The sequence below is a fragment of the Brumimicrobium mesophilum genome (genome assembly GCF_003025005.1).
In the GTDB taxonomy this organism is placed as follows: domain Bacteria; phylum Bacteroidota; class Bacteroidia; order Flavobacteriales_D; family Crocinitomicaceae; genus Brumimicrobium; species Brumimicrobium mesophilum.
The window spans coordinates 107533-129342 of record NZ_PVSS01000006.1 but is presented as its reverse complement, the minus strand read 5'-3'; the positions used below and the strand labels follow the sequence as shown (position 1 = coordinate 129342).

Annotated in this window: 23 protein-coding genes; 14 read left to right on the top strand and 9 right to left on the bottom strand. The window is 34.2% G+C overall.

The genetic code is table 11. The features are described 5' to 3' along the window. Nucleotides 1-10: 10 nt before the first annotated feature. A complete protein-coding gene (locus C6368_RS07795) occupies nt 11-508 on the bottom strand; it encodes a TrmH family RNA methyltransferase (RefSeq protein ID WP_107038628.1) in 498 nt (165 codons plus the stop codon). A gap of 249 nt (nt 509-757) precedes the next feature. Here C6368_RS07795 and C6368_RS07790 point away from each other — a divergent pair, with 249 nt between their 5' ends. The 3 genes from C6368_RS07790 (at nt 758) to C6368_RS07780 (ending at nt 5465) form a co-directional block, all read left to right on the top strand. Continuing rightward, on the top strand, nt 758-2002 hold the full coding sequence (locus C6368_RS07790) for a PQQ-dependent sugar dehydrogenase (RefSeq protein ID WP_199851604.1): 1245 nt from the start codon (nt 758-760) through the stop codon (nt 2000-2002). A 190-nt stretch (nt 2003-2192) separates the two neighbouring features. Next, nucleotides 2193-4268, top strand: a complete 2076-nt coding sequence (locus C6368_RS07785; protein ID WP_107038627.1) for a TonB-dependent receptor — start codon at nt 2193-2195, stop codon at nt 4266-4268. Between the two features lie 114 nt (nt 4269-4382). Continuing rightward, the gene (locus C6368_RS07780) at nt 4383-5465 is read left to right on the top strand and encodes a CaiB/BaiF CoA transferase family protein (RefSeq protein ID WP_234369108.1); all 1083 of its coding nucleotides are present in this window, start codon (nt 4383-4385) and stop codon (nt 5463-5465) included. A 242-nt stretch (nt 5466-5707) separates the two neighbouring features. Here C6368_RS07780 and C6368_RS07775 read toward each other — a convergent pair whose 3' ends face one another. Next, nucleotides 5708-6136 (bottom strand): thioredoxin family protein, encoded by a 429-nt coding sequence (locus tag C6368_RS07775; protein ID WP_107038626.1) that lies wholly within the window; start codon nt 6134-6136, stop codon nt 5708-5710. A gap of 108 nt (nt 6137-6244) precedes the next feature. Between C6368_RS07775 and C6368_RS07770 the strand changes: the two genes are divergently transcribed. Together C6368_RS07770 and C6368_RS07765 are read left to right on the top strand one after the other, a co-directional pair. Beyond that, nucleotides 6245-7237: an AMP-binding protein gene (locus tag C6368_RS07770; protein WP_107038625.1), complete on the top strand. Its 993-nt coding sequence runs from the start codon at nt 6245-6247 to the stop codon at nt 7235-7237. Beyond that, complete coding sequence (locus C6368_RS07765; RefSeq protein WP_107038624.1) at nt 7234-8166, top strand: J domain-containing protein; 933 nt, start codon at nt 7234-7236, stop codon at nt 8164-8166. Before C6368_RS07770 ends, C6368_RS07765 begins: the two co-directional genes overlap by 4 nt. Before the next feature lie 73 nt (nt 8167-8239). Here the strand turns inward: C6368_RS07765 and C6368_RS07760 are convergent, their stop codons facing one another. From C6368_RS07760 to C6368_RS07730, 7 genes are all read right to left on the bottom strand, one after another. Beyond that, nucleotides 8240-8818 (bottom strand): Maf family nucleotide pyrophosphatase, encoded by a 579-nt coding sequence (locus tag C6368_RS07760; RefSeq protein WP_107038623.1) that lies wholly within the window; start codon nt 8816-8818, stop codon nt 8240-8242. Between the two features lie 13 nt (nt 8819-8831). Beyond that, entirely contained in the window at nt 8832-9728 is an 897-nt protein-coding gene (locus C6368_RS07755) for a geranylgeranylglycerol-phosphate geranylgeranyltransferase (protein ID WP_234369107.1), read from the bottom strand. A gap of 53 nt (nt 9729-9781) precedes the next feature. Then, on the bottom strand, nt 9782-11803 hold the full coding sequence (locus tag C6368_RS07750; protein WP_107038621.1) for an OmpA family protein: 2022 nt from the start codon (nt 11801-11803) through the stop codon (nt 9782-9784). A gap of 3 nt (nt 11804-11806) precedes the next feature. Then, entirely contained in the window at nt 11807-12430 is a 624-nt protein-coding gene (locus tag C6368_RS07745; RefSeq protein ID WP_107038620.1) for a 7-carboxy-7-deazaguanine synthase QueE, read from the bottom strand. A gap of 255 nt (nt 12431-12685) precedes the next feature. After that, entirely contained in the window at nt 12686-13042 is a 357-nt protein-coding gene (locus C6368_RS07740) for a hypothetical protein (protein WP_107038619.1), read from the bottom strand. Nucleotides 13043-13176: 134 nt separating this feature from the next. Further along, entirely contained in the window at nt 13177-13710 is a 534-nt protein-coding gene (locus C6368_RS07735) for a hypothetical protein (protein WP_107038618.1), read from the bottom strand. Nucleotides 13711-13889: 179 nt separating this feature from the next. Continuing rightward, a complete protein-coding gene (locus tag C6368_RS07730; protein WP_107038617.1) occupies nt 13890-14258 on the bottom strand; it encodes a hypothetical protein in 369 nt (122 codons plus the stop codon). A gap of 277 nt (nt 14259-14535) precedes the next feature. Here C6368_RS07730 and C6368_RS07725 point away from each other — a divergent pair, with 277 nt between their 5' ends. The 9 genes from C6368_RS07725 (at nt 14536) to C6368_RS07685 (ending at nt 21633) form a co-directional block, all read left to right on the top strand. Beyond that, the gene (locus C6368_RS07725; protein ID WP_107038616.1) at nt 14536-14766 is read left to right on the top strand and encodes a FeoA family protein; all 231 of its coding nucleotides are present in this window, start codon (nt 14536-14538) and stop codon (nt 14764-14766) included. Nucleotides 14767-14882: 116 nt separating this feature from the next. Continuing rightward, a complete protein-coding gene (locus C6368_RS07720; RefSeq protein ID WP_107038615.1) occupies nt 14883-15590 on the top strand; it encodes a ZIP family metal transporter in 708 nt (235 codons plus the stop codon). 73 nt (nt 15591-15663) lie between these two features. Beyond that, on the top strand, nt 15664-16425 hold the full coding sequence (locus C6368_RS07715; protein WP_107038614.1) for a hypothetical protein: 762 nt from the start codon (nt 15664-15666) through the stop codon (nt 16423-16425). A 114-nt stretch (nt 16426-16539) separates the two neighbouring features. Then, complete coding sequence (locus tag C6368_RS07710; RefSeq protein WP_107038613.1) at nt 16540-17463, top strand: c-type cytochrome; 924 nt, start codon at nt 16540-16542, stop codon at nt 17461-17463. Nucleotides 17464-17465: 2 nt separating this feature from the next. Then, entirely contained in the window at nt 17466-18209 is a 744-nt protein-coding gene (locus C6368_RS07705) for an energy transducer TonB (protein WP_107038612.1), read from the top strand. Nucleotides 18210-18233: 24 nt separating this feature from the next. Next, nucleotides 18234-19136 (top strand): hypothetical protein, encoded by a 903-nt coding sequence (locus C6368_RS07700; RefSeq protein WP_107038611.1) that lies wholly within the window; start codon nt 18234-18236, stop codon nt 19134-19136. A 3-nt stretch (nt 19137-19139) separates the two neighbouring features. Then, a complete protein-coding gene (locus tag C6368_RS07695) occupies nt 19140-20138 on the top strand; it encodes a S41 family peptidase (protein ID WP_107038610.1) in 999 nt (332 codons plus the stop codon). A 125-nt stretch (nt 20139-20263) separates the two neighbouring features. After that, nucleotides 20264-20815, top strand: a complete 552-nt coding sequence (locus tag C6368_RS07690) for an RNA polymerase sigma factor (RefSeq protein ID WP_107038609.1) — start codon at nt 20264-20266, stop codon at nt 20813-20815. Next, nucleotides 20806-21633, top strand: a complete 828-nt coding sequence (locus C6368_RS07685) for an anti-sigma factor (protein WP_107038608.1) — start codon at nt 20806-20808, stop codon at nt 21631-21633. The genes C6368_RS07690 and C6368_RS07685 overlap by 10 nt, the downstream gene beginning before the upstream one ends. The last annotated feature ends 177 nt before the right edge of the window (nt 21634-21810 follow it).

The window sequence follows — 21810 nt, the reverse complement described above, 5'->3', positions numbered from 1 at the left end:
AGAATAAAAGTTAAAGCGATTGCTTTGTTAATTCATAAAGGGCAATATTTGTGGCTTGGGCTACATTCATACTGCTATTCTCGCCAAACATTTCAATGTGGATTACCTCATCTGAAAGATTAAGAACTGGCTCTGAAACACCAAAAATCTCATCTCCCACCACAAAAGCAATCGGAGTTTCTAAGGAAAAATGAAAAGAATGAATGGGTTTACTCGTCTCTGTAATCTCAACGGCAATAATACGATAGCCTTTCAATTTAAGGTCCTCAACCACATTTATAGCGGAATTTTGTATTTCAAAAGGCACAGATTTTTCCGTCGAACGCGATGTTTTCGTCACTTTTCGACCAACGGAAACTTCACCACATAAGATTAGCTTCTCAATTCCAAATGCATCAGCGGTTCTGAACAAGCTCCCCACATTTGCAGCGTTGGTTACATTATCACAAACTAAAGTGATGGGGAATTTTCGCTTATTGAAGGTTGTATTATAATGAGTCAGTTGCATTTTTTATTTACTGGGTTTTTGATTTATCTATCCCGAAAAGTAAAAGTAATAAAATAGTATATTGGCAATTGATTATTCTTCATAAAGAATGATAGTGTAGCAACTCAAATGAGTTCGTTTCCATCAAGAAAAAGCGATTAGAGGTTAAGCATATATTAAAAAATGTGAAAGGAACTTAATCAATATGGACTATACAGTATTTAACTTTATATTCGTAAAAACGGATATATTCATCTCAAACTAAATAATATGAAGCTCATTTACGCCTCTTTAATTCTCGCAACATCTATGATTTCTTGCAGTAATGCAATTAATTCTTCGGATAAACCGAAAGTTGTTGACAATCAAAAAACAAGTGATACGATTCCACCCGTTGAAACAAGAAATGCAAATACAGATTACAAACCAGCTTTTGAAGGTCAAACAAGAATTGCTGGAGTGGTAACAACAACTCCTTATAAAGTGGATGTCATTACTGAAGAATTAAATTCACCTTGGGGTGTTGTAGAACTCCCTGATGGCCGACTTCTTGTCACAGAAAACGAAGGAACTATGCGTATTGTGGACGTTTCAAATGGTAATCTGAGTGAAGAAATTACTGGAATTCCAGAAGTTGACGACCGTGGACAGGGAGGGCTTTTAGGCTTAACTTTAGCACCTGACTTCTCCGAAAGTAGAATGGTTTATTGGGCTTTTGTTGAAGAAGTTGAGGAAGGAAATCACACTGCTGTAGCGAAAGGTAGATTAGCAGATAATGAAAAAACGATAGAAAATGCAGAGGTAATTTACCGAGTTACTCCAACTTATGATGGAAAATTACACTATGGTGGTCGTGTTTTATTTAACGAAGAAGGAAATTTATTTCTAAGCGTTGGAGAACGTTCTGATAAAGTTACTCGACCACAAGCACAAGATTTAAAATCGGCATTTGGTAAGATAATTCACATTACAACCGATGGAGAACCAGTTGCTGGGAATCCTTTTGAAGGACGAACAGATGCACTTCCAGAAATTTATAGTTATGGACACCGTAATCCTCAAGGAATGGCTTTTCATCCTGAAACTGGAGAATTGTGGAGTAACGAATTCGGTCCTAGAGGTGGAGATGAATTAAACCTCATCAAACCAGGGAACAACTATGGTTGGCCAACAATTACCTACGGTATAGAATATGCTGGCGGAAAAATCGGTGATCCTGTTATTCAACAAAAAGAAGGAATGGAACAACCTGTTTATTATTGGGACCCTGTTCTTTCACCAAGTGGAATGACTTTCTATAAAGGTGATAATATTCCAGAATGGAAAAACAATTTATTCATTACTGGATTAAACAGTAATCACATTGCAAGAATTGTTTTAGATGGAAAAAAAGTGGTTGGAGAAGAAAGAATCTTAGCAGACCAAGGAGAACGTTTTAGAGATATTACGCAAGGAACAAACGGAACTCTTTATACTGTAACTGACGGAGGGAAATTGTATTCAATTTCAAAGTAATTACGAATTAGTTAATTTCGGATTACGAATCGGATTGGGGAATAATGATTAACGATATTTTTTTTGTAGCGTCGAACGACCGTGCGACGCTACAAAAAAAAATAAAAATGCGTTGAGAACAAAACTCTGCTCCCTTTGCGACTCCCTTGTGAACTTTGCGGTTAATCTTTTTTCTAAATCTTCAGTTTAAATGTACAAATCCCTTTCATTAATACTCTCCATTTTTTCCTTCTCAATTCTTTATAGTCAAATCGATACTTCAAAAGTTGTATCATCCGAGTTCGAAGCGGTAGAAATCATCGCTTATTTCTCCAAACAACCACTTTTAGGATTAACTTCTTCTGCGAATACTATTTCATCAGAATTAATTGAAAAACAACAAAGCACTACTCTACTTCCTGCCATAAACACTGTTCCAGGAATAAGAATGGAAGAGCGTTCACCTGGAAGTTACAGATTAGCCATGAGAGGAAGTTTGATTCGTTCTCCGTTTGGAATTCGAAACACGAAGATTTATATGGATGAATTTCCATTGACCGATGCCGGTGGAAATACCTATCTCAATTTAATTGATCCAGCTTCAATTTCTTCAATTCATGTTTTAAAAGGTCCAGATGGCTCGCTTTACGGCGCTAATTCTGGTGGTGTCATTCGTATACAGCCCAAAGGATTTAATGTAAATGAAAACAAAGGTTCTCTTTTATTAAATGCCGGTTCGTTCGGATTATTCCAAGAACAACTTTCAGTTCAGCGAAAAGTAAATGATAAATATTCTTTTTCGGTTGACCAATCTTTTATGCGTTCAGACGGTTATCGAGAAAACTCTGCTTTGAACAAAATGACCTTTCAAACAGCGCATAAATGGAAATATTCGAAGAAGAATGAATTGAAAGTATTGGCTTTATTTTCTGATTTACACTATGAAACCCCTGGTGGATTAACAGAAGCTCAAATGTTAGAAGACCCAACAATGGCGCGTCAGGCTGCGGGGCCAAATCCTTCCGCAGTTAAACAAAAAGCAGGGATTTATAACTCAACTTTCTTCGGAGGAATTGCACATGAATCACGTATCACCAACAAACTGAGTCATACAATTAGCATTTTTGGTTCCTATACAGATTTTGAAAATCCTTTCATAACTAATTACGAATTTCGAACAGAAAAGAACTTGGGAATTCGTACCTATCTCTCCTATCAAGATAAATTCAAAGACAATATTGAATGGCAAATGCAGTTGGGATTTGAAGGTCAAAAAGGTTGGAGTGACATAGACAATTTTGATAACAATCAAGGTACTCCCGGAGCTGCACAAGCCAAAGATGAATTGGACAATTCCCAAGCGAGTTATTTTTATCGTGCGAATATGAAATTCTATCAAAAATGGACAATTGAAGCTTCGATTGGAATAAATCAAGCGAAAATTGAATACAATTCACTTTTTCCAGAAACAACAAATTCTAGTGGAGAAATTGATTTTGGAGATATTTTGATGCCTAGAGTCGCAACTTCTTATCTTCTCTCGAAACAATTGGCTGTTCGAGGAAGTATTTCAAAAGGATATTCACCTCCAACAATCGCAGAAGTCCGTTCTTCAAATAACATCATCAACACAGATTTAAGACCTGAAACAGGCATCAATTACGAAGTTGGATTGCGATATGAAACTCCCAATAGAAGATTTATTGCTGACGTAAGTGCGTACAAATACAATATGTCCAACGGTATTGTAAGACAAATCGACGAAAATGGTGCTGACTTTTATGTGAATGCTGGAGAAATCGACCAAAAAGGAATTGAAGCATCAGTTTGGGTTTATGTTTTACCTCCAGATACAGACCGATTTATTCGAAAGTTGAATTTTCAAACTGCGGCAACATATAACAACTATCGTTTTGGTGATTATCGCGTAGATGAAAACGATTATTCAAACAATAACGTAACCGCTGTTCCCGACTATGTTTGGACGAATACCCTGACTTTCACTTTTCCTAAAAAAATAGAATTGAACATTTCTCATAATTACACTTCTACCATGCCATTAAATGATGCAAACACCGTCTTCTCGGATGAATTTCATTTAGTTCAACTGAAAGGAACTTGGAATTGGAAGGTTTCATCTGCCTTAGAAATTCAATTTTTCGCAGGTATAGATAACTTGTTGAATGAAAGCTACAGTTTAGGAAATGACATCAATGCTTTTGGTGGAAGATATTTCAATCCAGCGGCAGGAAGAAATTATTATGGTGGTGTGAAGCTTTGGTTTTAGAGGGCGGCCATTTGATTTGTTGCGCGATTTGTTTTGTAGTAGGGGCGATTTTCAAATCGCCCCTACTACAAAACAATTTTAATTAACTTTACTTTTTATTAAAGTAAGTCTTCCATGTTAAGTTCGAATATCTTCAAAAATCTCAAAATAATTGATTTGTCCACAGTTTTGGCGGGGCCTTCCGTAGGAACATTCTTTGCTGAGTTGGGCGCTGAGGTTCTAAAAATTGAAAATTCGATTTATCCAGACATCACAAGATCTTGGAAATTACCCAATGAAAATCAAGAAAGTTCTGTTTCTGCTTATTTTTCGAGTATCAACTACTTGAAAAGTTATCAGCAATTAAATCTAAAAATTGAAAACGAGAGAGTTCAACTTTTGGAAGAAGTAAAAACAGCCGACATTCTATTAATGAATTTTAAATTAGGTGACCAGGAAAAATTAAAAATTACGGATGATATTTTGAGGGCAGTTAATCCTCAACTTATCATTGGGAAAATAAATGGATTTGGCACCAATAGTGATCGCGTAGCTTATGATCTCATCTTACAAGCTGAGTCTGGAATAATGTCCATGAACGGAACGCCAGAAAGCGGTCCTGTAAAAATGCCTGTTGCTTTTATCGATGTATTGGCTGCTCATCATTTAAAAGAAGGTTTATTGATTGAATTATTTTCCAAAAAAGGAAATGAAAATTACACGGGAAAAAGTGTGACCGTTTCACTCTATGATGCCGCTGTGAGTTCATTGGCGAATCAAGCGTCTAATTATTTGATGAATAATAAAATTCCACAAAGAATTGGTTCTCTACACCCTAACATTGCGCCGTATGGTGAGCTTTTCAATACTTCTGACGAAAGAACTATCACTTTCGCTATTGGAAGTAATACGCATTTCAATAAACTATGTGAGTTTTTGGACTTGTTAGAATTGACAGAAATGGAGAGGTTTTCGACAGTTCAAAACAGGGTGAAAAACAGGACAGAATTATTTGAAATTCTAAAATCAAAAGTTGCAGAACATTCAGCAGATGAAACATTAAGTTATATGAACGAACATTTTGTTCCTTGCGGTGAGATAAAAAATTTAAAGGCTGTATTTGAGACTAAACTTGCTCAAGCGATGGTGAAAAATGAGACGATTGACGGAATTGAAACCAAGCGTGTGAGTGGAATTGCTTTCAAAATAGAAAAGTAGAAACATAAAAAAAACCGATCTAGAAGTAAGCTTCTAATTCGGTTTTTATCGCTTTAAATCAAATCTTTATGACATTAAATGGATGTTTTAAAAAAGAAAAAGAGATTCCTCCATAACTAAAAACCATAGATTTTAAGCAATGTTCGGAATGACGATCGAGTCGTTCAAAAGTCAAAAAAGGGAGAAATGCCATCCTTTTAAGCTTTCTTCCCGAAAGAACACAGCGACAAGGGATCTATTTTTTACTTTACAAAATCATTCACTTCAGAAAGAAGCTTTTCTCCATTCATAGCTCCTAAAATTCTTTTTTCAACTTTACCTTCTCCATTAATTAACATCATTGTTGGATAAGCTCTGACTTGGTATTTTCTAGCAACTGCAGGACCTTCACCTTTCTCCATATCAATTTTGAGATTGATGAAATTTTCATTGAATACTTCTCCAACTTTTTCATCCTTAAAAGTTGTTCTGTCCATCATTTTGCATGGACCACACCAAACTGCATAGGCATCTAGGAAAATTAATTTGTTTTCTTTTTTCGCTTTTTGAAGTGCTTCTTCAAATGAAAGGGTTTCAAAATTAATTCCCGGTTCATCATTTTCAGCGGGTGACCAAACAAAAGAAGATGTAATTAAAGCAAGCGCAATGGTTACAATACTCAAATATTTCATGTTCAAAATTTTAATTATGCTAAAGTTACAAATCTAGATATATAATCAGCATATTTGGATTAATATTAAGACAACAGAATCAAAATTCGTGCCCTTTAAAAGATTTGCATGCGCATACAAAAATTAGACAATGTAACTGACAATATAGACGACGTTCAAAATTTCATTTTAGCATGGAACGATGAAAATCAATCTATTACTCAGTTAAGTTCCGGTTCAACTGGACCTCCAAAAAGCATTAAAATTCCAAAATGGAAAATGGAAGCTTCAGCAAAAATGACTGGGGAATTTTTAGACTTAGACAACTGTGAAACAGCACTTCTTTGTATGTCTACGAATTTTATTGGAGGAAAAATGATGCTTGTACGCTCCAAGCTATATGACCTTCAGCTCTACGTAACAAATGTTACACGGAACCCTTTAAAAAATCTCTCTCATAAAATAGATTTCGTGGCAATGGTACCCTTACAAGTAGAAGAAACGCTACAGGAAAACCCAGAAAAGCTAAATTTAATCAAACATTTAATTATAGGTGGAGCGCCTGTTTCGGATGAATTGATTGAGAAAATTAAAAAATTTAAATGCAATGCTTATTCTACTTTTGGAATGACTGAAACAGTATCCCATATTGCATTAAGAAATTTAAAAAATGATGACGAACCTTACCGAGCAATAGGAAACACCACATTCTCAGTCGAAAATGAGTGCTTGACAATTGATTCCGAAGAATTAAAGATTAAAGGATTGAAAACAACAGATATTGTTGATTTAATTGATGAGAAAAGCTTTCACTGGTTAGGGCGAGCAGATTTTGTTATTAATTCTGGCGGAGTTAAAATACACCCGGAAGAAGTGGAGCGAAAAATTGCAAATGTGATTGGTTCCTCAGATTTTATAATCAGTCAAATTGAAGATCAGAAATTAGGAAGCAAAGTTGTCTTTATTGGCGAAAACCATTTATCAACAGCTCAACTAAAAAAGACTATTGATTTGGTATTGACAAAATATGAACGTCCTAAAGCTTACTTTTTTATATCTTCGCTGATTAAAACCCCTTCGGGTAAAATTGACAGAAATAAAACTACTGCAGAAATTCTATGAGTACAAAGCGCTATTTTCAAATATTAGGAATATCGCCTACTAAAGATGAGAAAATCATAAAAAAAGCTTATCGAAAGAAGGCTATGAAATATCATCCGGATAGGAACCCTTCTGGGGCCGCAAAGGATAAATTCATTGAAATTACTGAAGCCTATGAACGATTGCTTGAAATTATTACTTACTCAAGCAATAAGCAAAACACAAGTCAGAGTCAATCAACTTCTCGTCAAACATACAACCGACAAAATCAGTCACAGGGTCGAAGAAATACTGAACATAACAATTCGCAACGTACATCACGGACTTCTACCAGAGAAGAAAGAGCAAAGCAGGCTCAGCAGCGATATGAACATATGAAGCGCAAGGAAGCTTTAGAAAATGACCGCTACTTTCAAAAAATAACTACAGGAAAAAAATGGAAACAGTTTAAAATTATTATGTATACCTGTACTATTTTTGCTTTACTCTTTACGCTCGACCAATTTGTTTTACCTACCAAAACGATAGGTAGTTATATCGTGGAAAAAAATACTAGAATTAATTATGCCGGTGCTCATTATGAAACTACTTCTCCTGTTATTTTTAATAATGGTCAAAAAGCATGGATTTCTCTCGATATCATTGCCATGGAAGAAACGAATTATATGTTTTTGGAACGCACTTTCTTCTTTAAAGACATCAAATATGTGAAAGTTTGGCGAAACAACAATTGGTATCAATACACTCCAGACTACAGTTTAATCAGTACTTTTCCTTTGGTCCCAATGGTTTTACTTCTTCCCTTACTCGCTTTTTTCATTAAAGCCAAAACATTTTATTTTAGCTTATTATTTAATATCTCAAGTTACATAATGCCTATCATTTTAATATTGTTTTTACTTTCCAATGACAGATGGGCGCACTTGTTAACTTTAGGATTATTGGGGTAAAGACATGGCCATGATGAGGGAGAGAGTGAGAGTTTGGGTTATTAAATGAAAAATTCAAGTAGAGCCAAATTCATTATTCTCCTGAAAACTCTTCGTTTAAAACTTTCCAAAGTTCATTTACTGGCAACCCCATTACATTATAAAAGCAACCCTCAATTTTTTCCACACCAATCATTCCGATCCATTCTTGGATTCCGTATGCTCCGGCTTTGTCGTATGGTTCGTATTTGTTTACATAATACTCAATTTCTTCTTCTGTTAATTCCTTAAAAAATACCTTGGTGCGAACAGAAAAAGATTTTTCATAATTTGGATTGAACAAATGAACTCCTGTAACAACCTCATTAGTTGAGTTTGACAATTTCTCCAACATTTGAACAGCATCTTGAAAGTCTTTTGGTTTCTCTAAAATCTGGTTTTTGTGAATTACCACAGTATCTGAAGTCAATAAAACCTCATCTTTCTTGATTGATTTTTTAAGTGGTTCTGCTTTTAATTTCGATAAATACTCTGGAACATCATAATGTGAAAGTGTATCAGGAAAAACTTCATCTACTTCCTTTTTGCGAATTTCACATTCTATGTCGAGTTGTTCTACAAGTTGTTTTCTGCGCGGTGAAGCTGAACCTAGGATTATCTTTTTTGTAAACATAAAACACTTTTTATTACATCATCTGAAGAACCCAAAACAACGGAAGAATCATTCCAAAAATGATGGTTAATTTGATACTTAAATTAGCGGATTTAAGATTTTTGTTATTGATAGGCTTCAATAAAATCACCAAAGTTATTAAGGCAGAGATTGCACTAAGAACCAGTGGTAACAGTGCAAAACCATTTATATACCCTGCTTCCCAAAACCACACAATTGGTACGGTTAAAGTCATTGTAATTAACAAGAATAAGATTGCAATATTTCTTGATTTTTTTAATCCATAAACAATTGGAATTGTTCGTGCTTTTAAAACTAAATCTCCTTTTATGTCTTCCATGTCCTTAATAATTTCTCGTGTGAAATTGAGTAAAAATGCAAAAAGTCCAAGTCCTAAACTCAGGTAAATTGGGAAGAATTTATAATTATTTAAACTGAAAGGATGTGCTTTGTCAAGAATTGTAGTTCTAAAAAAGTCTTGATAATAAATTCCAACGAGCACTGGAACTAATGCCGTTAATAAAGCAATAACAACATTTCCAATCACTAATGTTCTTTTAAGCTGCATAGAGTAAAACCACAAGAAATTGATGGATAATAAATGAATGAAAACATACCAAAATGTATTCAGTTTTAATCCTAAATAAATCGCAATTCCGAATGCTAAAAAGTTAAGAACCCAATGAAATACAATGGCCCATCTTCTTTTGATGTGCTTCATAACGATTGTTCGTTCTGGACGATTTATTCTATCTGCCCTTACATCAAAATAATCATTGATAATATTTCCTGCTGCCGCAATCATAACAGTAGAAATTACCAATAAGAAAAAATTGAAAGATAAAACAAGGATGTTTCCATTTTTGAAATCTTGATAAACAAAATCTAAATACCCACCAATACTGTACATGGTAAGTATAATTATCAACAAGTTAATGGGACGAATTAATCTTAAAAAATGAATCATTTTACAATTCTATATTCTGTTCTTCTATTTTCTTGATGGGCCTTTTCTTTTTCCTTTTCAGATCCCAACATATCTATTTGTGCATCTGTATTGATAGGTTTTTGCTCACCATATCCTTTAAAAGTCAACCTGCTTGAAGAAATTCCTTCTTTAACCAAATAATCATAAACGGATTTCGCTCTTTCCTTTGATAAGCGTAAATTGTCATCCTTGTCTCCTCTGGTATCGGTATGACCACCAATCTCAATTTTGATCGCTGCGTTTATATTTAATAAACTCACCAACTTATTGAGTTCAACAAAAGATTCTTTTCTCAACGACGATTTTCCTAAATCAAAGAATACATTGGCCAATAAAACAGGTTGTTCATCGCTAAGTGGTACCATTGGAATCTCCATCTGAATTGCTTCATCACTGCTTTCAATCATATTAAAGTTCTTCGAAAAGAAACTATAACCAGGGAAATCAACATTTAAAGCATATTCCTTTTGTGTTGGAAGTGCAACAAGGAATTCTCCAGTAATTGCATCAGCCTCCGAAGCTATAATTTGTTCACCCGTTTCTAAATCAAACAATTCAAAATTTCCTTTTAGCGGTTCTTTGGTTTGAGCATCAAATACTAACCCCTCAAAATAAGTTGTTTTGATTGGTTGATATTCCTTAGGTAATTCGAAATAATAAATATCCAAATCACCCTCTCCTCCTGCTCTATCCGAAGCGAAAAAGGCGATTTCACCATCTGGACCTACAAGTAAAGAATTTTCATTACTCTCCGAATTAATCGGATAACCTAAATTAATGGGATTTCCCCAGTTCCCTTTTGGATCTTTTCTTGACATGTAAATATCCGTTCCTCCCATTCCAACGTGACCATTCGATGCGAAATACAAGGTTTGGCCGTCTGGATGAATCATCACAGAAGATTCTGACATTTCCGTATTGATGTGATCTGGCAAAGGAACTCCCGCTCCCCAAGAGCCATCAGGTAATTTTTCACTAACAAAAATGTCGCTTCTTTTTCTTTCACGGTCATTCACTCGTCTAATGAAATACAGTGTTTTTCCATCGGCAGAGAGTGAAGGTTGAGTTTCCCAATTAGCTGTATTTACACGTCCAGGTAAGTTTTTTGGATTTGTCCATTGTCCACCAATTCTTTCGGTCACAAATAAATCACAACTTCCTCTACCTACTCTATTTCGCCCATAATTCCTTCCTGTCACATCAGGACAACCAACGAAAATTAAAGTTCGTCCATCAGCTGAAATAGTTGGAGCTCCTTCATTTTGTTCAGTATTGATATTTGCCGGCATCGGAACAGCCGTTGACCATAAATTATCTTCTGACAAAGTAGAAAAGAAAAAGTCCTCTTGTCCTCTAGGAGAACCGTCGTTATTAGGAACTTCTCTAGTAAAGAGTAAAGTTTTTCCATCAACCGTTATTGTAGGGAAATATTCAGGATACTTTGTATTTATTGACTTCCCAATATTTACAGGGTTAATTTTGGCTGGATTATTAATGGCAAATATTGAAAACTCAGCGTTCGTTTTAATTTTATGTGAAATATTAATCAAGTGTTGAGGAGTTGATCTATTGTTCCCCATAATCACTTTATCTGCATATAGGATAGCGTCTTCAAACTCACCATTTCTAAATTGTTGTTCACTAATATCAACATATAATTGACCGTTCAAATTAGCGTCAGGTCTTATAGATAAAGATTTTTTAAAATGAAAAACGGATTCTTTAGGTTGATTAGTAATGCGGTAAAATTCACCTATTAATTGATGCGCTTCTAAAAAGTTATTGTCTTTTTCGAGGGCCTTTTTTAACAAATCAATCCCAGACTGATAATTGGGGCGGCCAGTTTTAACATTAAAATTTTCCTGAGGTGCATTTCTAGCCTCTTCGTAAAGTTTAATTGCCTTTTTACTTTTCGTACCATACCCCATTTGAGCGGTTGCACAACTAGAAAAAAGCAATAATAAAAGCGTGAAAAGTAAACCAATATTTTTCGTCATGTTCTAAGGTATATTCATGTATTTGTGCGTCTGTAAAGAGATTTTCCATTTAGGATTTTCTTTCACATATTCAATAATCAATGGCAACATTTGTGCCTCTTTTGACCATTCGGGTTGAAGATAAAGCAAACAATCATCATTTACCATATCGGCGTGTTCTTCAGCCCATTTAAAATCATTTTTATTGAAAATTACGATTTTGAGTTCATTCGCTTTGAAATAAGCTTCTTCTACAGGTTTTTTGAATTTTTTAGGCGAAAAACAATACCAATCTACTTTAGCATCCAAAGGATAACATCCAGAAGTTTCAATTGCAACCTCTTTATAATCATCTTGAAGTGCAGTAACAAGCGTCTCGATGGGATACATTGCTGGTTCTCCACCTGTTATTACCACAAAATCTGTAGCTGTTGAATTCACGCCTTCAAGCAATGTTTCAAGAGAAGTTTCAGGATGATTTTCAGCCTCCCAACTTTCTTTCACGTCACACCAAACACACCCGACATCGCAACCTCCAGTTCTAATGAAGTAAGCCGCTCTACCTGAGTAGTGTCCTTCCCCTTGAATAGTATAAAATGATTCCATTACTGGCCAAGAAGTACGTTTTGATTTAATATTATTTTCCATTACTTCAAAAGTAGTGAAAACCTTTTAAACTTAATTAAGAATTATCAATAAGGAATTACGAATTCAATACAAATCCGAAATTGACAGTATAATTGTGAGTTCTAGATAAGTTACGATCCTTTTTATCTTAATTTTCTAGAAATGACTGTCATCCATAAAAATTAGAAAGTGCTTTTAAAAATTTCCTAATTGCAGAATAAAAATAGGATAGCGCAATAATTATTGAATCATGAATTTCAAAATTCGTAATTGATTCTAATTCATTAAAGTAATGTACCAATCCTGTTTCAGTTTGGCATATTCCTCTTGAAAAGCTTCCAATTGTTCTTGGGCTATTTTTTCGTTGCTTTTTGAACGATTTTTCAATTCATTATAAGTGTCCTTTATCAATGCCACTATGTTGGACCCCAACAAGAATTCACTTGTTCTTGGATTGACATTATAGGTTTCATAAACGACGTCAATGCGTTTTTTATCATCCTCAGAATGAACACTATGCGGCTCATTTCGAGTCATTTTTTCATAAATAGGGAGTAATGTAGCGCTTAATTCTACAAAATGGCGCATTACATATACAGCTGAATTTAACGACTTGATGTTTTTTGCTTCCATGATGTTTGGTTTCTTATTAGACGCCGTAAAGGCTGAAAAGGTTGGCTTACAGATAAAAAAAAGTTATGAACGCATAAAAAAAACCCTAAGATTTCTCCTAGGGATTTATTTTTAACTGATTTTTTAATCTAAAATTATACCACAGCCATTTCTGATTCTTCAGGCATTTTTGAAGTTGAAGCTAATGAAGTAATAACATCATTATAAATAGAAACCCATTCATTGGCCAATTGAATTTCACCATTAAGACTTTTGTTTTTATCTTCATTATAAAGTTTGAAAATCTCAATCCCTTCTCTTCGATTTTTAGGATAAAAACAAATTTCTAAACTATGGGTTAAAATGTCTTTTCCACCATGGTATTTAACTTCGCGACCTTCACGATTAACTCTACACATTTCTAAATCAGTTAAATTCAAATGCATAGTTTTATAAGCATCTCCATCCAATTCAGAGAAAAAAGCTATTTTATTTATATGATCTATTCCAAGAATAATATTTTCAACAGATCCCCATTTATCTAGTTGCAAACCATTATTTTGGGTGTATTCTTTCAAATTTTTGAGTAGACCTCTTTCTGTATTTTTACTTTTTTTGTACATTAAAAAAAAGGGTATAATGATTGCCATCATGGAGATTACTCCAATTAAAATATTTCCAGTTTCCATTTTTGTTGTTTTAAATCTGATTCTTAGCTAATGCTAGACTATTATTTTCTTGTCATAGCTATTATTTCAATGCCTAAGAAAACAGGGTGAATTTCTTATTTGTATTTTTATTTGGACCTATTATTTAGGTACAAAAGCAATGATCAACGCATTGATCAATTCAATGAAGCATAAGAATTCTACCAGAAATTATGAAATGGAAAAATGATGTCCACAGCCCTGAATTGCAGATCCAAGGTTTTAGACTCCTTGAAAGAACTGATATCATTTTGAACAATCAGTTTACTCAATAATTGAGTTGCAATAATGGACTTATCATGTCCACCATCTACATCAGGAGTAGCTAGGGAGAGAGAAAAACCATAACCCTCAGCGCTGATAGATTGAGGAAAGAGTATTTTGGACAATCCAGTGAAATGAACTCCCTCCGAATTTTGTTGGACATCGAAATTTGTGTCTAACGAAGGCAACGCTACCGTACTGAATACTGATAGACAGTAAACAGTAAAACAAAGAGTTAAAAATGTATTTTTAAGAGTCGTTTTCACAGCGCAAATGTAAATCAAAATTTAGTCTATGGATTTAATTTGTGAAAATTTATGTTTGAGGTAGAATTTTAGAAAAAAATTAGGGAATGAAAAATCATCCCACTCAATGAATATACTCAAAAGACAGGAAAAAATTCTTCTTTTTCCCTATGTACATCCCTGAATATTCACAGATCTTTGTATCACCTTTTGCAGTGAGGTCACCCTTATTTAGACTCATTCAAAATACCTAATTAATGGTATTGTATAAGCCACCTCACTGCTCTATATTTGTTACATGGAAAGTACGAGCATTACCAAATTAAGAAAAGGCGCAAGTGGAATCATCACTGAAATCAAACACAGTGCTGTATCCCAACGTTTAATTGAAATGGGGTTAACGCCAGGAACTTCCTTTGAAATCCGTTCTATTTCTCCATTTGGAGATCCAATAGCTATTCGATTAAATGATTTCGCAATTAGCTTAAGATTGTCAGATGCTATGAATATTATGGTAAACCCCAATTGATATTTATTTTTCCTATCGCACTTTAATACGCATACTCCTCTATTTTACTCCTTATTCAAAATTGTTTAACTCATCTTTATTTGTAAATTTATATTAAAATAAAGAAGTATACCCTTATGATTCAAAACCTTATTTTCTTCTCAGGATTTGCTGGAATAACGGTCTTCATCGGTGGTCTTTTAGCGAATCTATTTAATCACCACATTAAGGAAACTCCTGTAAAGTATGAAATCACTCATACGTTAAAGTCCTTTGGAGCTGGAATTATTTTGTCGGCTTTGGCATTGGTACTTATTCCAAAAGCGATGGAAGAATTAGAATTATTTCCCCTGATTTTATCATTTCTTGCAGGTACTTTAAGTTTCATGGTCTTAGACCGTTATTTGGCTAAAAAAGGAGGTCAAACCGCGACTTTGTTAGCAATGATGATGGATTTCATTCCCGAAGCAATTGCTCTAGGAGCAGTATTCGCAATTGAACCAAGCATGGCAACACTTTTGGCCGTTTTCATTGGCCTTCAAAATTTACCCGAAGCTTTCAATTCATTCAGAGACTTAGTACAAAGCGGATTTACACCCAAAAAGACACTTATCATATTCTTTTTCTTAAGTTTCTTTGGAATTGGAGGAGCCCTAATTGGACATTATTTTTTGAGCGACCATCAAGAATTAACGGCACACTTAATGAATTTTGCAAGTGGAGGAATTCTCTATTTGCTCATCCAAGATATTATTCCAGAAAGTAAATTAAGCAGAAACTATTTGACCTCAATTGGTGCTTCTGTCGGATTCTTGGTGGGAATCATTGGTGAGAAATTGATTTAGGACCATCATTCATATAATAAAACTTGATTTTTCTGGTTATAAATGAATTGTAACCTGAAAGTTCTGCACGATTATGAAATTAATTCTATTGTCCATCTCGCTAATCCTTTTCTCATGTAGCTTATTCTCCCAAGACAAACTCATTCACGTTTTTGTAGCGCTTTGTGACAACGATTCCCAGGGGATTGTACCTGTGCCCAAATCGATTGGAGATGGAACGAAACCAAATTCAAATCTTTATTGGGGAGCTGGATATGGAATGAGACATTTTTTTGACAAGAAAACTACAGATTGGGTATTAGTCGCTGAATTAGAATCAAATAATCCAATGATTTTGGATAGAATTCTTTTTAAACACAAAACCAAAGACATTTATTTACTCGCAGAAGCCTATAACGGATGGAATATTAGAGAATGTACAGAGAATTTCTTATTGAATTCGAATGGACAAAAACCTGAGAAAATCATTTATAAAGATCAAGAATTTGAATTTGGTGGAGGCGCTGATTTATTTGTTTACATTGGACACAATGGGTTAATGGATTTTGATGTGAATCCGAAATTCAAAGAAACGAAAATCCAGAAAGACGTAATGATTTTGGGTTGTTATTCCAAATCGTATTTTAAAGAACATGTTAAAAATGCAAACGCAAATCCAATTCTTTGGACAACACATTTAATGGCTCCAGAAGCTTATGTTTTACATGGTGCTTTGAATGGTTATGTTATAAATGAAACAGGAATCCAAATTGATGAAAGAGCTGCCCAGGCTTATAATACTTATCAAAAATGTGGAATTAAAGGCGCTCAAGGGTTGTTTACAAGTGGATTTTAAAGTGAAACTTCTAAAATCTTATTTTTGATTATTAATTATAATTTGCACAACTCCAACCAAAGAAGTAGTTTTATAATTCTTAATCGGATTACAAAATTCATTCATAACTTCTAAATGAGAAAATCAAATTCTACTTTCAACTTTTCATTCTTTTTGATAGGAATCCTTTTCATCTCTCAGAATTTCAACTCAACAACGGAAGAAATAACTAAATACGGAGGAAAACCTGAAAGTGCATTACTTGAGATGTATGGAAAACAAGTCTTTGAAAATGAAAAATGTTCGAGATGTCATGTTTTAAATATCGAAGATGAAAAATGGGGTAAAAAAAGCCTCGATGGATATGGTGGATCAAAAACGTCAGGTTTTATCGCAGAACTTTTATTTGAACCTGAGAATGTGAATCCTGGAACTCGAATGCCTTCATTTAAGCATTTATTAAAAACTCCACTTGAAAAAGAAATTTTAAAAGAATCCTTTAAAAATGAAGCTATTTCCGAAGTAGATTTTGAATTGGCTTGGAAAAAATTAAATCTTCAAGCAGATTCCATGACCAAAAAGATAAAAAACAATGATAATCGTGAAATTCAAAGTTCAGAAGCGGTTGCACTGATCGGATATTTACAATCAATTCCAACAAGTAAGGCTCAGAAAGAAATCAATAACATTCAAAACAGAAATATTGAAAAAGAACCGAAAAAAAAATTCATTGATAAAAGTGACAAAGTTGTACAAGAGTTTACCAAGGATAAGAAGACCATTTCTCTTGGTAAAGAAATCTATGGAAACCGCTGTGCAATGTGTCATGGCGATCACGGAGAAGGAATGATTGGACCTAATTTAACAGATAACTACTGGATTTATGGCAGTGAAGTCAAGGATATTTCTAATATAATAATCAATGGAACACAGAAAGGAATGCCTGCTTCAAAAAGTGTTTTTACTACAACTGAGATTGGACAAGTTGTAACTTATTTAATGGAAATAAAAGGAACAAATTACCCTGGAGGAAAAGCACCAGAAGGAAGAAAAGAATAATTATGAAATACTTTATCATAGCACTACTTATCGGATTATTTCAAATCCATTTATTTAGTCAAGAAATAACAAGGATCACTAATAAGGATAAGAATACCAATTCTCTAGAAATTTATCATGTTTTAAAATCTGATAAAAATATAAAACATGGCCTCTATCAAAAGGTTGTTGATAAGAGTATTTTAGTCGTTGAAGGATATTACAAGAACGGATTTAAAGACAGTTTATGGACAAACTACAAGTTCAATAGCAAATCCTTGAAATCACGTGGTACTTATTTAAAAGATGAGCAAATTGGAGATTGGGAATTTTATAATTTCAAAGGCGAACTTGAGCAGAAATATGACTTTTCAAAAAATGAAATCGTTTATTTCAAGGAGGAAAAAGAAAACCATGAAAAAACATATAAAATCATTAACGAGCGTGACACGGTGGAAAATACGCTAGATAATCCGCCTTTATTCATTGGTGGGTCTATCAAAATGAACAACGAGTTCATACGTCACATAAGATACCCTGAATTAGCAATGGAAAACGGAACACAAGGAACTGTCAATGTGGTTTTTACTGTAGACCAGAATGGAATAGCACGTGACCACAGAGTTTTGAAAGAAATTGGTTCTGGTTGCGATGAAGAAGCAATTAGAGTAATCAAATTGATTCCGAACAATTGGTATCCTGCTCAATTAAATGGAAAAAGAGTTAATGTCGAGCATTCTTTCCCAATCAATTTTATTTTACATTAGACCATTCGTATTCAAATAAAAAGCATGAAAAAATTAAATAAATATTTACTCATCCTATTGATGGTCGGCTTAAGTTCTACTACATTCACACAAGGACGTGTTCAACCATTTGACATTATAGAGTATAAACCTACCAATAACTACACCCTACTTTCTTTTGGTTTGACAAACCCAATATATCGTGATTTCGCAACTTCTCCCCTATTTTATAGTGGAATAGGAATAGAATTAAACGCTTCCTGGCTGAAAACATCAGATTTGAGAGATCGGATTTTCAATTTAGGATTTGGAATAAGTGCCCAAAATGCACGAGTACCTCAAAGTAATTTCATTCAATCTGGAAGTTTTGCTGGATATGGGAAATTTGAAATATTCTACCAAGAATTATGGAAAATTGATGCACTTTCAGACAATAAAAACAACACAAAAATTGGTGGAGCGATTTTAAGCACCCAAAATGTGAGAGCAAATCCTGCATTGCAAAATAACACGATGGGTCTAGAAAACATTTCGAATCTAGTGGCCTCCGCGCAATGGACAAGGGATATTTCTAGAACTAAAGACAAAACCCTAGACCTGTGGTTGTTTAAACCAACGCTTAAAGCTGCGAAAAGAGACTTGAGATTTCTGTTGAATGTGGGAGTTCTTAATTTCAATTATCGACCAGGTTATGCTTATGCATACGATAGTGAAATCAATGGAGTGGAAACGAATCCAGTTGAGTGGTCTTTTGCAAATTACAAATGGTCATTGAATGGCTGGCGATTGAAAACACAGCTTGAATATGTGAAATACTTGTCCAATGGAAATGCCCGAAGCTGGTCCTATGTTTGGGAAGCAACAACTGCTCCAGGGAAATTTGAAGGTTTTCAAATGGCGAGTCACCAACTGAGATACACTATTTACTTTATCACTAAAACGCGTTAAATCATGAAACATTTACTTTTAATCTTATCAGTTTTACTTTTGACGTCTTGTGAAAAGGTACTTTTCAAAAAGGATATCGGTTCTGCGAATCCACTGGAAAACTTCGATTATTTATGGAATGAAGTGGACAAGAAATACAGTTATTTCGAGTTGAAGAATATAGATTGGGATGAAATGAGAGACACATATCGACCGATGTTGAATGAAAATTCTACCGAAGTTGAGTTATTTAGTGTTTTGGCCTCTATGTTAAATGAATTAAGAGATGATCATACCAATTTAACTTCACCCTTTAACGTTTCTGTTTATAATGTAGCTTTAAATAGTCCACAGAACTATCGCGCAAGAACGATTGATGAGTTTTATTTGACTGATCCTTGGAGAACGGGAGCTTTAAAAAATGACTTTTTAAGCAATGGAGAAGTTGGATATATTCGTTATGGCAGCTTTTCTTCAGGTTTTAGCGATTCCCAAATGGATTTGATATTGGATCGTTTTAAAGACACCAAAGGAATCATTCTAGACTTGCGAGAAAATGGTGGCGGTGCTATTTTCAATATTCCGAAATTATTAGGGAGATTTGTATCATCTAAAACTTTGGTTGGCTACAGTATTACGAGAAATGGCGAAGAACATAATGAATTTGGAGAAAAAGAAGATTTCTACATCTCACCTACTGGCAATGTTCAATTTCAGAAACCCGTAGTTGTTTTAATAGACAGAGGTTCATACAGTGCAGCGACCTTTTTTGCTGTTGCCACAAAAGCTTTTTCAAACATTACGCTTATTGGTGATGCAACAGGCGGTGGTGGAGGATTACCAAATGGAGGCCAATTGCCTAACGGTTGGACTTATCGTTTTAGCGTGAGTCAATTGCTGGATTTAAATGGAGAGAATTACGCTGAAGATGGTGTTCCCGCAGATATTGATGCTGCCTTTGATTGGAATGATTTAGAAACAGACGAAATTTTGGAGCGAGGAATTTTGGAGATTACTGAATAAAAATAGATATAGATATAGTGAAATGTTCAATTTTATTGCATATTTGAAACGAACTTAAAGTTATTTACTGGTTTTCTACTCCTATAAACTACCTAAACGAAAATAAAACACTACTTTTAATTCCGATGAGCGAAAAAGAACTGAGTCAAAATGTTATGAACCTAAAATTAGGGGATCACAATGCTTTGGAAATCATTTACGATAATTATTCCCCTGCCCTATACGGATTGTGTCTAAAAATCGTGAAAGATGAAGCAATAGCACAAGATATTTTACAAGAAGCCTTTGTTAAAATATGGTCAAAAGTAGATTCTTATGATAAAAATAAGGGTTCATTTTTCACCTGGATGTTGAATATAACAAGGAATCTTGCTATTGATAACTACAGAAAAATCACAAGACATCAAACTATTCCAATCCAAAACAGTGAAAAATCCGTATATATCTTAAAGGATGATAAAATGGATATTCCAATTCATCATATTGGACTGAAGGACCTAGTTAATGGATTACCTGATGAACAAGTAGAAATGATTGAATACTTATATTTTAAGGGATACACCCAACAAGAAACTTCTGACGAGTTAAACATTCCATTAGGAACTGTAAAAACAAGATCGCGAACTGCACTTGCATCTTTAAGAGAAATTTTTAAATTATTTATACTATGGATGTAAAAGACTATATTTCATCAGGCATTTTAGAACGCTATGTTCTGGGTGATGTTTCTTCCCAAGAGAAACAGGAGGTGGCTTGTCTTTCCAAAATTTACCCAGAGATTAAAGAAGAACTGTTTGCACACCAAGTAGGTGTTGAAAAAATGGTTTCAAAATATGCTGTTGCTCCGCCGCAAGAATTAAAAGCAAAGATTCTTTTACAGGTGAAAAACACACCACAAGCCCATTCTACTTCAAGTGAGGTGGATGAAAAAATCATTCCTATTAACAGAGAAACTCAAAAAACGAACAAGAATATCTACAAATATCTAGCAGCGGCATGTTCTATTGGAATGGTACTATTATTGGCTGGTGGTTTTTACTTAAATAATCAAAACAATGATTTGAAAGTTGCCATGGCTGATAATGAAAACAAGATTAATGAGCTTAGAGACGACAAAACTCAAATAGTTTCAGAAAAGGAGGCCATTAATCAGCAATTTGCGTTAATCACGAGTCCAAATACTGCTAAAGTTGAAATGAAAGGAACGGAAGCTCAACCAACTTCATTGGCTAATGTATTTGTGAGTGAAGAAAAAGGAAATGTATTCTTACAAGTTGGAAATCTTCCAGACATTACAGAAGAAAATGATTACCAATTATGGGCAATCGTGGATGGAAAACCAGAAAGTTTGGGTGTCTTTAACACCGAAAATAAAGAAGAATTGCTTGAAATGACATACTTTCCAAATACACAAGCTTATGCTGTAACGCTTGAACCAAAAGGAGGAAGTGAATCGCCAACAATGGAACAGATGTATGTTTATGGTGGAGTTTAGCAATTTAAATTCACTTTTTGAAATCCAAAACAAGAGCCAGAGCGTATGTATTTTAGATATAAACAAAAAATACATTATTGTAAACTCAAGTAAAAATTTAATAACGTTAGGATTAATAACAAGGACATTAATTGCATCATCTTTCTCTTTTGGAAGCAACGCAGCTGAATTATATGA

Bases quoted from the DNA above. Each gene is read 5' to 3' on its own strand.
- C6368_RS07770 (WP_107038625.1), top strand. From the start codon at position 6,245: ATGCGCATACAAAAATTAGACAATGTAACTGACAATATAGACGACGTT.
- C6368_RS07725 (WP_107038616.1), top strand. From the start codon at position 14,536: ATGGAAAGTACGAGCATTACCAAATTAAGAAAAGGCGCAAGTGGAATC.
- C6368_RS07795 (WP_107038628.1), bottom strand. From the start codon at position 508: ATGCAACTGACTCATTATAATACAACCTTCAATAAGCGAAAATTCCCC.
- C6368_RS07685 (WP_107038608.1), top strand. From the start codon at position 20,806: ATGGATGTAAAAGACTATATTTCATCAGGCATTTTAGAACGCTATGTT.
- C6368_RS07720 (WP_107038615.1), top strand. From the start codon at position 14,883: ATGATTCAAAACCTTATTTTCTTCTCAGGATTTGCTGGAATAACGGTC.
- C6368_RS07775 (WP_107038626.1), bottom strand. From the start codon at position 6,136: ATGAAATATTTGAGTATTGTAACCATTGCGCTTGCTTTAATTACATCT.
- C6368_RS07705 (WP_107038612.1), top strand. From the start codon at position 17,466: ATGAAATACTTTATCATAGCACTACTTATCGGATTATTTCAAATCCAT.
- C6368_RS07710 (WP_107038613.1), top strand. From the start codon at position 16,540: ATGAGAAAATCAAATTCTACTTTCAACTTTTCATTCTTTTTGATAGGA.
- C6368_RS07760 (WP_107038623.1), bottom strand. From the start codon at position 8,818: ATGTTTACAAAAAAGATAATCCTAGGTTCAGCTTCACCGCGCAGAAAA.
- C6368_RS07715 (WP_107038614.1), top strand. From the start codon at position 15,664: ATGAAATTAATTCTATTGTCCATCTCGCTAATCCTTTTCTCATGTAGC.
- C6368_RS07740 (WP_107038619.1), bottom strand. From the start codon at position 13,042: ATGGAAGCAAAAAACATCAAGTCGTTAAATTCAGCTGTATATGTAATG.
- C6368_RS07745 (WP_107038620.1), bottom strand. From the start codon at position 12,430: ATGGAAAATAATATTAAATCAAAACGTACTTCTTGGCCAGTAATGGAA.
- C6368_RS07785 (WP_107038627.1), top strand. From the start codon at position 2,193: ATGTACAAATCCCTTTCATTAATACTCTCCATTTTTTCCTTCTCAATT.
- C6368_RS07700 (WP_107038611.1), top strand. From the start codon at position 18,234: ATGAAAAAATTAAATAAATATTTACTCATCCTATTGATGGTCGGCTTA.
- C6368_RS07780 (WP_234369108.1), top strand. From the start codon at position 4,383: ATGTTAAGTTCGAATATCTTCAAAAATCTCAAAATAATTGATTTGTCC.
- C6368_RS07755 (WP_234369107.1), bottom strand. From the start codon at position 9,728: ATGTACAGTATTGGTGGGTATTTAGATTTTGTTTATCAAGATTTCAAA.
- C6368_RS07690 (WP_107038609.1), top strand. From the start codon at position 20,264: ATGAGCGAAAAAGAACTGAGTCAAAATGTTATGAACCTAAAATTAGGG.
- C6368_RS07695 (WP_107038610.1), top strand. From the start codon at position 19,140: ATGAAACATTTACTTTTAATCTTATCAGTTTTACTTTTGACGTCTTGT.
- C6368_RS07735 (WP_107038618.1), bottom strand. From the start codon at position 13,710: ATGGAAACTGGAAATATTTTAATTGGAGTAATCTCCATGATGGCAATC.
- C6368_RS07765 (WP_107038624.1), top strand. From the start codon at position 7,234: ATGAGTACAAAGCGCTATTTTCAAATATTAGGAATATCGCCTACTAAA.
- C6368_RS07750 (WP_107038621.1), bottom strand. From the start codon at position 11,803: ATGACGAAAAATATTGGTTTACTTTTCACGCTTTTATTATTGCTTTTT.
- C6368_RS07790 (WP_199851604.1), top strand. From the start codon at position 758: ATGAAGCTCATTTACGCCTCTTTAATTCTCGCAACATCTATGATTTCT.